Here is an 8,644-nt window from a genome sequence, read left to right as displayed (position 1 = left end):
GGCGAAGCCGCCGGCGGCGTCCCGGTCGAACGGCGCGCCCAGGGACGCCAGCCATTCGACGGTGGCGCGCCCGTCGGCGGTCAGCAGGCGGGCCGCCTCGGCGTCGACCAGTCCGGCGCCGGCGGCCCGGGTGTCGGCGGCGTGAAGCGCGGGCGCGTCCGTGGTCGACAGAGCCGCCGCCACGCCGCCCTGGGCCCAGGCCGAGGAGCAGGCCTGCAGCAGCGGCGCCGGCGTCACAACCAGCACCTTGCGCGGCGCGGCCTCCAGCGCCGCCGAAAGGCCCGCGAGGCCGCCGCCGATGATCAGCGGCCCGTCATGCTGGATGCGACTCACGCGCCGACGCCCAGATAGCGGCCGGCGATGTCCAGCGCGACCGGCAGGGAGCCGCCGCCGAGCGGCATCAGGGCCGCGAGCCCGACAGCCGCACAGGCCGCCGTCGTGGCGATGAACAGCCCGACGCTGAACATCGACTCCCGACCGTTCAGCGGACGCCCGTCGGGTCGCCAGGATCCCCGCCTCAGGTGGCCGATGAGGGCGATGGCGAGGAAGGCGGCCAGGATCCATCGCCCGGTCACCAGGCCCCACCAGACCACCAGACCGCCCACGGCCATCATCGCCAGCCGCTCGACCATGGGGTGGATGCGGGCCAGCACGGGCCCCAGCGCCTTGGAGCCATCGAGCGGCGGGGCGGGCGCGAGATTGATCAGATTGAGGGCGGCGATCACCGCCGCGCCGAGGAGCCACGCGGCCTGGCCGGTGGCGATGAAGCCGGCGAAGAACGGGATCGCGGCCAGCAGGCCGAACGCCGGGCCGGCGAGCGAGACGAGCACGCCATGCCATTCGCTCTGCGGCAGGCGCTGGCTCTTCGCGACGCCCCCGAGAAAGGGGATGATGTAAATCCGGGCGGGGCCCATGCCGAGGCGGTTCATGGCCAGCACGTGACCATACTCGTGCACCAGCAGGCCCCAGATCAGCGCCACGGCGATGACCCAGCTGCCGGTGATCCACCAGATGAAGCCGCCCAGCAGCAGGGTGGAGGCGACCGCCCAGACCGGATTCTGGCCCTTGTCCAGCGGCGGCTCGACCGCGCGCGTCGGCTCGGCCGGCGCGGGCGTCGCGGCGACGTCTTCAGGCCGCGGGTCCCAGGGACCCGGCCGGCGGGAGGTGTCAGTTTCGTTCATGCCCGGGAGGTGGCCTTCTCCGCCCTGAGCCACAAGGCCAGGACGGCGAGAAGCCGCAGCGTCTTGCGATCGACGGTGGCGACGGCGCGGACAGGCGGGACGTAGTGCATCGGCCTCAATCCAGTTTGTGAGCGCGGGCTTCCGCCGGCGCGGCCCTGACCAGGGCGGCGGCGATGGTGTTTCGGGGAACGCCCCGGCGCAGCATCACCTCGTAGACGCGGCGAATGTCGCCGCCCCATTGGAATCCCACCCACCGGCGCTTCGATTTCCAGATCAGGATCACGAAACCGACCGGCGTACGCCCTACCCAAGCCACTCAGATCAACTCCACTGCAACATGATGCCGCGCCTTGACGAGGTCGTACCGCGCCGGAACGGCGGGCGGCGGCAGATCGATCATGCGTTGGACCGCGAGTCGCGCCCGCTCCGCCATCTCTTCCGGCACGGTCACCTCGAACTGCATGTGGACGAGGCAGTCGCGGATGTTCTCCAGGGTGATCCGCTTCATATAGGGGCACAGGTTGCACGGGCCGATGAACTCGACGCCGGGCAGGTCGCCGGCGACATTGGAGGCCATCGAGCATTCGGTGATCATCACCACCTGCTTCGGCTTGCGGGCCGTCACATGGTCGATCATCGCCGCGGTCGAGCCGGCGAAGTCCGAGGCCGCCAGCACATCCTCCGGGCATTCCGGGTGGGCCAGGATCTCGGCGCCCGGATAGGCGGCCCGCATCTCGGCGATGTCGGCGGCGGTGAAGCGCTCGTGCACCTCGCAGCGACCCTTCCAGGCGATGATGCCGACCGTGGTCTGGGCCGCGACGTTGCGCGCCAGATATTCGTCGGGGATCAGGATGACGCGATCGACGCCCCATTGCCGGGCCGCCCACTCGACCACCTGAACGGCGTTGGCGCTGGTGCAGCAGATGTCGGTCTCGGCCTTCACGTCGGCCGTGGTGTTCACATAGGTCACCACCGGCAGGCCCGGGTAGCGCTGCTTGATCAGCCGCACGTCGGCGCCGGTGATCGAGGCGGCCAGCGAGCATCCGGCCTTCAGGTCCGGGATCAGTACGGTCTTTTCGGGCGACAGGATTTTCGAGGTCTCGGCCATGAAATGCACGCCGGCCTGGACGATCACCTTCGCCTTTGACTTCGCCGCCTCCTTGGCCAGGCCGAGGCTGTCGCCGACATAGTCGCCGACCCCGTGGAAGATTTCGGGCGTCATGTAGTTGTGGGCCAGGATGACCGCGTCGCGCTCGCGCTTCAGCTGGTTGATCTCGTGGATCAGCGCGGCCTGCGCGGGCCACTCCAGCGGCGTCACATGATCGCGGACCTTGGCCCAGACGGGCGCAGTCGCCAGTTCCAGTTCCCTGCTCAGTCCGAAGGCGCCGTCGGCCATTTCCACTCCCCTTTTGCTCGATTTGAGCAAATCATGGGCCCGAAGAACGGCGGTGGCTCAAGGGGTCCGCCGCCGACTTATGCTCACTTTCAGCATAAGCAGGCGCAATCTAGGACGATGGCCGGAAAATGCAAGAGGTCAGACCTGCCATTCGGTCCTTGTCATCCCGGCCGCCGCGAAGCGGAGAGCCGGGACGCTCAGCCAAGAACCGCTCTCCTCCCGGAAGCTGCGCCAGCAGCTATCCGGGAGACAGGTCAGACCCGGCGAGATGGCTACCCTGCTCCCGGACAATCGCGGTGCGATTTCCGGGACAGCGCCTTTTGACGTCTTGCCGTCCCGGCTCTCCGCTTCGCGTCGGCCGGGATGACAAGCGGCTACAACACCGTCGCCCCCTCATGCGTCAGCAGCCAGCGTTTCCGCTCCAGCCCTCCGGCGTAGCCCGTCAGCGTCCCGTTGGCGCCGATAACCCGGTGGCAGGGCACGATCACCGCCACCGGATTCTGTCCGTTGGCCAGCCCGGCGGCGCGGACAGCCTTGGGCGAGCCGATCGCCGCGGCCAGCTGGCCGTAGCTGCGCGTCTCGCCCGCGGGGATGGCGCGCAGGGCGGCCCAGACGGCTTTCTGGAACGCCGTGCCGCCGGTCTTCACCGCCACCCCGTCCAGCGCCCGGACATCGCCGGAGAAGTAGGCCTCGACGGCGCGGCGCACCGTCCCGGGCGCGCGCCCGTCGGTCAGGGTGAAGCCCGGGCTGTGGCGACCGAGCAGCCGCATCATCCGCGCCTCGTAGTCGGAGAAGTCGAGCGCCCGGACGGCGCCCTCCCCGTCCGTGACCAGCAGGACCTCGCCCACCGGCGTGGCGACGCGATCCAGGGTCAGGGTTTCAGGCTGCACGTTGGGCATCGGGTGTCTCCATCAGGTCCGCGCCGCTGATCCCGGCCGTGGCCAGATGCAGGGCGCCATAGGCCCGCCACGGCCGCCAGCTTTCGGCGCGCCCGGCGAGCGTTGCATCCTCGAGGCGGTCGTTCGGCGGCTCCGCGCCCTCGTCGATCCAGTCGCCCGGCAGCCTCAGCCCCGGCCGCGCTTCGACCAGCGGCTTCAGTACCGGGTCGGCGGACAGGTCGCGGCCGATGGCGTCCGGGTCCGCCGACAGGTCGAACACCCGCCGCACCCGCGCCAGCACGCCCGGGAGCGCCTTCAGGTCGTCGGCCTCGACGCAGACCGAGACCCGCCCTGGCTCCCCCGGGTCGACCGAGACCGCCCCCTCGGCCCCGTCGATCGCCCGGGTCAGGACGCGCGACCATTTGCGGCCCTCGACGGCGTCGCCCCGCATGGCCAGCGCCGCCAGCATCGCCTCCCAGTCATAGGGTGGACGGTAGGTGAGGCTCAGCCGGACGCCGCCCTCGTGGACCCTTTCGCCGCGCCGGCGCAGCGCCGACGGCGGGCGTTCGTACAGAGTCTGGAAGGTCTCGTTGAACCGCCGCACGCTGCCGAAGCCCGAGGCCAGCGCCACCTGCGCCATCGACAGGTCGGTCTGGTGGATCAGGGCCTTGGCCAGCAGCACCCTTCGCGTCTGGGCCACGCTGACCGGCGCCGCGCCCAGATGCTGGCGGAACAGCCGCCGCAGATGCCGCTCGCCGACGCCCAGTCGTCCGGCCAGCGCGTCCACGTCTCCCTCGTCCAGCGCCCCCGCCTCGATCAGGGCCAGCGCCCGGCTGACGGTGTTCGAGGTGCCGCGCCACGCGCCCATGTCCGGGGCCGTCTCGGGCCGACAGCGCAGGCAGGCGCGGAAGCCCGCCTCCTCGGCCGCGGCCGCCGATGCGACGAAGACCATGTTCTCCCGCTTCGGGGTCCGCGCCGGGCAGACCGGGCGGCAGTAGATGCCCGTCGTCTTCACGCAGCCGAAGAACCGCCCGTCGAAGCGCGCGTCCCGCGTCAGCACGGCGCGGTAGCAGGCCTCCTGATCGAGCTCGCGGGCGTTTTCCATGACCGCAGAATGAGCGCTGCCGGCCTCAGAGTCTCGCGGTTTTCGGACATTGCCTCAAGCAGCGAAGCGGTAGGCGAACGTGATGCCGTGGTCAGGCCGCCGCTGGGTCCACCGGCAGCCCCGCCGCCTGCCGCGCCTTCATCGCCCGCAGCCAGCCGTGCAGGGCCTCGCAGTCCAGCCCGTGCATCATCAGCCGGTAGCCCGCCTGCAGCGTCGACAGCGCCACCATCGGATGGCCGTTCTTGATGAAATTCAGATGGTAATCCGTGCCCAGGATGCGGGCGATGTAGATGGCCACCGTCTCGTCCAGCTGCAGCGAATGCGCCGCCCGCACGAAGTCGTTCCGCGGCAGCATCAGGGCGTACAGCGGCGTGTAGAACTCCACCGCCGTCTGCACGTCGATCCTGTTCAGCGGCCCCGTCGGAAACGTCTCGAAGGCCGGGAACGTGTCCGAAATCATCGAGAAATCCAGCCTCTCCGCCGGCAGAATCTCCCGCCCCTCGGCCCGCAGCCGCTGGTTCAGTTCGATGATGAAGTTGAAGACGTTCAGGTCGTGCTGGAGGAACAGATTGTCCTCAATGTCCTTCAGCCTCGTCGGCCGCAATGGATGGCTGGAGATGTCCGCCGCGCCGGCGTTGATCCGCATGAAGGCCAGCAGTTCGGTGCCGACGTGGAAATGGCGCAGGATCAGGGTGTTGGTCTCGGGCGTGCCGAAGGTGCGCAGGCCCCAGTGGATGGTCTTGTGCAGCAGACCGTTCAGGTTGGGGAAGCGCGGCGAGATAGCCCGCAGCACCTTCACCACGCAGAAGAACAGGATCACCAGCGGCCGGCTGACCGGGAACAGCCAGCGCCGCGACCACGACCGCGCCCCGACCAGCAGACAGCGCTTGGCCTCGGGGTCGATCGGCAGGCTCTGGTCCAGATACAGCGCCAGCCACGGGTCCGGATCGCGCGGATCGTGCGCCATGGTCGCGAACGGATCGTAGGCCGTCACGCCGCGATCTCCTCGATCTGCAGCGCATACAGCCGCGCCGTCACCTTCGCCGTCGTCACGATGCGCTCCGCGACGGCCTCGTCCGGCAGGACCATGGCCAGCATCTCGCGAAACTCCTCCATGTGCGCCACGTCGTTGTCGCCATGATAGAGCAGGAAGCGCAGCGCCTCGTCGGGCAGGCCCAGCCGCTCCTGGACCTTCAGCCCCCAAGGCCTGGCCTTGATCGAGCCCAGCCCCTCGATGATCCACATGGCCCCCAGCAGGCCGAAGGGATCCGGCTTCGACGCCTCGTGGAACATCCACGCCGACAGGGCCTCGGACCCGACGTTCTTCCGCGCCGACAGGATGTCCTCCAGCCGTCCGCCCGAGGCGACGTAATCCTGCTCCAGCAGCCGGAAATCCCGATGCTCGGTCAGCGCGTGCTTCATCAGCGTCGAGCGCAGTTCGAGGTGGTCCTCGCCGATGTTCGACGCGGCCCGGCTCATCCACAGGGCCCCGTCCTTCACCTGCTGGCGCAGGTTGATCAGGAAGGCGTGGTAGTCGGCCAGTTCGAACCGCCCCCGCGTCAGCTTGCGGATCAGCGGCGTCGCCTCCAGCCGCTGCTCGAAGTCCGCGAACACCACCGCCAGCTTGCGCAGGGTTTCGGCCACGGCGGCGTCGGCCATCACGCCGCCTCCAGCATCATGAAGCCGATCATGGCCCGTCCGCTCTCCGGCACGATCAACAGCACCCGGTCGCCCCGCTTCGGCCGTCCGCTCCTCATGAAGGCCTCCAGCATGACCCAGATCGAGGCCGAGCCGATGTTGCCCGTCTCCGGCAGGGTGGTGAACCACTTTTCCTCGGGGATCATGGCGGCGGTGTTCTCCAGCAGCCCCACGATCTCCTCGCGCAGCGACCGCGCGGAGTAGTGGCACAGCAGGTGGTCGACCGAGTCCGGCACGATCCGCCCGCTGTCGACCTTCTCCAGCCAGACGCCGATCCACGCCCGGATGACGATCTTCAGCAGTTCGAAATCCTGCAGCAGCGCCACCGCCCCCGCCGCATGCGCCGCCGTCGGCCCCGCATGGCTCCAGGCGCTGGCCATGTCGGCGCGGTCCGCCCGCGTCGCGCCGGCCCACATGCAGGGATCGAAGCGCCCCGCCAGCGAGGTCAGGTCGATCCACTCGACCTTCAGCGACAGGCCGTCGGCTCGCGGCCGCGGCTCCATGACCACCGCCCCGGCGCCGTCCGACAGGGTGAACCTCAGAAAGTCCGCCTCTGTCGCCAGCCGCCCTTTCGCGTCGACCAGGGCCGTGCCCTCGTAGAAGCCGGGCCGGAACCAGCGCGACGAGAACTCGCCCGCCGCGGCCACGGCGACGTCCGCCTCCCCCGCCCGCACCTGCAGCCAGGCCCCCTTGGCGGCCATCAGGGCCGAGGCGCAGACCGACTGATAGCTGGCGATCTCCATCGGTCCCCCGCCCAGTTCGGCGTGGACGGCCGTGGCGTGGCCGGGCACGAGGTAGTCGCCCTGGGTCGTGGCCGTGGCCAGATGCTGCAGGTCTCCGAGGCCCAGCCCGGCGTCATCGAGCGCCGCCGCCACGGCCTTCGCCGTCATTCCAGCGTTGGTGTCGACCACCGTCCCGTCAGGAGCCATGGCGTAGTGGCGGGTCCCGATGCCGTTCCAGCGCAGCGCCCGGCGGCCGACCACCGAGGGCCGGCCGTGGATGCGGCCGATGTGGTCCTCCATCCGGTCCGGGCCGACCGGCGGGCCGGGGAGATGCGCCCCGACCCCCGTTATGTAGACCTCTCGCAGCCGGGCGCCGGTTTCGCTCATGCCGGCAGCTTGCCCGACAACATCCGGCGGAAGAAGGGCGTCCGGATGAAGCGTCCGTCAGGCGGCCGTCCGCGGCTCCGGCTGGACCACCCGCCACAGATTGGCGACGATCTTGAAGATCAGGCTGATCGCCGAGATGGCCAGCACCCAGGTCATGACCAGCGACAGGGTGCTGGCCACGCCGACCAGATCCCGCGTCCCGTCTCCGAGCGCCCGCAGTTGGTCGAAGTCCAGCAGCGTCCAGTCGCCGGCGATCCGCGCCGTCTCGCCGTCCCGGGTCAGGGTGAACCAGTGCCCGGCCTCGAAGATCGCCCAGGTCAGCCACAGGCCGGCCCCTGCAATGACGGCCTGGCCCGCGGCCCGCATCCGCGCCGCGGTGGGCCGGGCCAGGCTGGCCAGATCGACGGCCATCTGGGCCACGGCGTAGAACAGGATAGCCCCGTACAGCGTCGTCCAGATCGGCGCGCCGGTGACCACCGCGTCCTCGCCGCGCAGGCCGATATGCATCAGGCCGGGGAAGTGGATGGCGCCGATCCACCACAGCACGAAGACGCCGACCGCGAGGAAGGAGAACAGATACTCCCCGCCCGGCCAGACTTTCGAGCGGCCGAGGCTGCGCGGCGCCCAGGTCGCCTTCGCGGTTTTCGTCCCGCTCATGGCCGCGCCCCAGGCCGCCGGGTCGGACAGGCCGAAGGCCGACAGCTCGTTGACCTTCCACTTGCTCATCCATCCCGGGCGATAGCCCATGTGCTCCATCACCGCGCCGATCACGGTGACCACGCCCACGAGGGTCAGGCCCGAGCTGATGAAGCCGTTGATCGCCTGGCCGATCGACCGGCCGGCGTCGGAGGGGCCGCTGACCAGGCTGACGAACAGCCCGATCGCCTGCACCGCCAGCATGACCAGCAGACCGGCCTTCACCGCGAACAGCCAGTAGGGGAATAGCTCGGGCCCGATCAGCGAATCCGGCCCCTTGCGATAGCGGGCCGCGACTACGAGCGGATGGCCGATCTCATGAAGGATGGCCTCCTGCTCGTCGTCGGTCAGGGCGCGGCCCAGCTCCTCTTCCTTCGCCTCGAAGCGGCTCAGGATCAGGTCGCGCAGTTCGGCGATGATGTCGTCGCGTTCGTCCTGCGGCAGCTGGGCGGCGACGGCGTTCAGATATCGGTCGATCAGGTCCATTGGTCTTCCCCTTCAGCCCCGGTTTCAGAGAATCTTCTCGAGTGAGGCCGAGATGCCCCGCCATTCGTCGGCCAGCGCCGACAGCATGGCCTCGC

Annotated in this window: 10 protein-coding genes; all 10 read right to left on the bottom strand. The window is 69.9% G+C overall.

Annotated features, from left to right (window positions below; genetic code table 11):
* A partial coding sequence (locus tag RDU12_RS08890; protein WP_308684466.1) for an FAD-binding protein occupies positions 1 to 333 on the bottom strand: 333 nt, incomplete at its 3' end.
* Positions 330 to 1,181: a metalloprotease gene (locus tag RDU12_RS08885; protein WP_300289720.1), complete on the bottom strand. Its 852-nt coding sequence runs from the start codon at positions 1,179 to 1,181 to the stop codon at positions 330 to 332. The genes RDU12_RS08890 and RDU12_RS08885, both read right to left, overlap by 4 nt.
* Before the next feature lie 115 nt (positions 1,182 to 1,296).
* Entirely contained in the window at positions 1,297 to 1,497 is a 201-nt protein-coding gene (locus RDU12_RS08880; RefSeq protein WP_308684465.1) for a hypothetical protein, read from the bottom strand.
* Positions 1,498 to 2,577, bottom strand: a complete 1,080-nt coding sequence (nadA, locus tag RDU12_RS08875) for a quinolinate synthase NadA (RefSeq protein ID WP_300289717.1) — start codon at positions 2,575 to 2,577, stop codon at positions 1,498 to 1,500. It abuts the gene before it with no gap.
* A 374-nt stretch (positions 2,578 to 2,951) separates the two neighbouring features.
* Complete coding sequence (locus RDU12_RS08870; protein WP_300289716.1) at positions 2,952 to 3,476, bottom strand: methylated-DNA--[protein]-cysteine S-methyltransferase; 525 nt, start codon at positions 3,474 to 3,476, stop codon at positions 2,952 to 2,954.
* The gene (locus RDU12_RS08865) at positions 3,457 to 4,560 is read right to left on the bottom strand and encodes a bifunctional transcriptional activator/DNA repair enzyme AdaA (RefSeq protein WP_300289715.1); all 1,104 of its coding nucleotides are present in this window, start codon (positions 4,558 to 4,560) and stop codon (positions 3,457 to 3,459) included. The genes RDU12_RS08870 and RDU12_RS08865 overlap by 20 nt, the downstream gene beginning before the upstream one ends.
* Positions 4,561 to 4,651: 91 nt before the next feature.
* Positions 4,652 to 5,554 (bottom strand): DUF6999 family protein, encoded by a 903-nt coding sequence (locus RDU12_RS08860; protein ID WP_300289714.1) that lies wholly within the window; start codon positions 5,552 to 5,554, stop codon positions 4,652 to 4,654.
* Positions 5,551 to 6,219 carry an iron-containing redox enzyme family protein gene (locus RDU12_RS08855; RefSeq protein WP_300289713.1) on the bottom strand — a complete coding sequence of 223 codons (669 nt, stop codon included), beginning with the start codon at positions 6,217 to 6,219 and terminating at the stop codon, positions 5,551 to 5,553. The genes RDU12_RS08860 and RDU12_RS08855 overlap by 4 nt, the downstream gene beginning before the upstream one ends.
* Positions 6,219 to 7,367 carry a beta-ketoacyl-ACP synthase III gene (locus tag RDU12_RS08850; protein ID WP_300289712.1) on the bottom strand — a complete coding sequence of 383 codons (1,149 nt, stop codon included), beginning with the start codon at positions 7,365 to 7,367 and terminating at the stop codon, positions 6,219 to 6,221. The genes RDU12_RS08855 and RDU12_RS08850 overlap by 1 nt, the downstream gene beginning before the upstream one ends.
* Before the next feature lie 57 nt (positions 7,368 to 7,424).
* The gene (locus RDU12_RS08845) at positions 7,425 to 8,549 is read right to left on the bottom strand and encodes a hypothetical protein (RefSeq protein ID WP_300289710.1); all 1,125 of its coding nucleotides are present in this window, start codon (positions 8,547 to 8,549) and stop codon (positions 7,425 to 7,427) included.
* Positions 8,550 to 8,644 lie beyond the last annotated feature (95 nt).

The organism is Brevundimonas sp., assembly GCF_031082345.1.
In the GTDB taxonomy this organism is placed as follows: Bacteria; Pseudomonadota; Alphaproteobacteria; order Caulobacterales; family Caulobacteraceae; genus Brevundimonas.
This window is presented reverse-complemented; position numbering and strand designations above follow the sequence as displayed.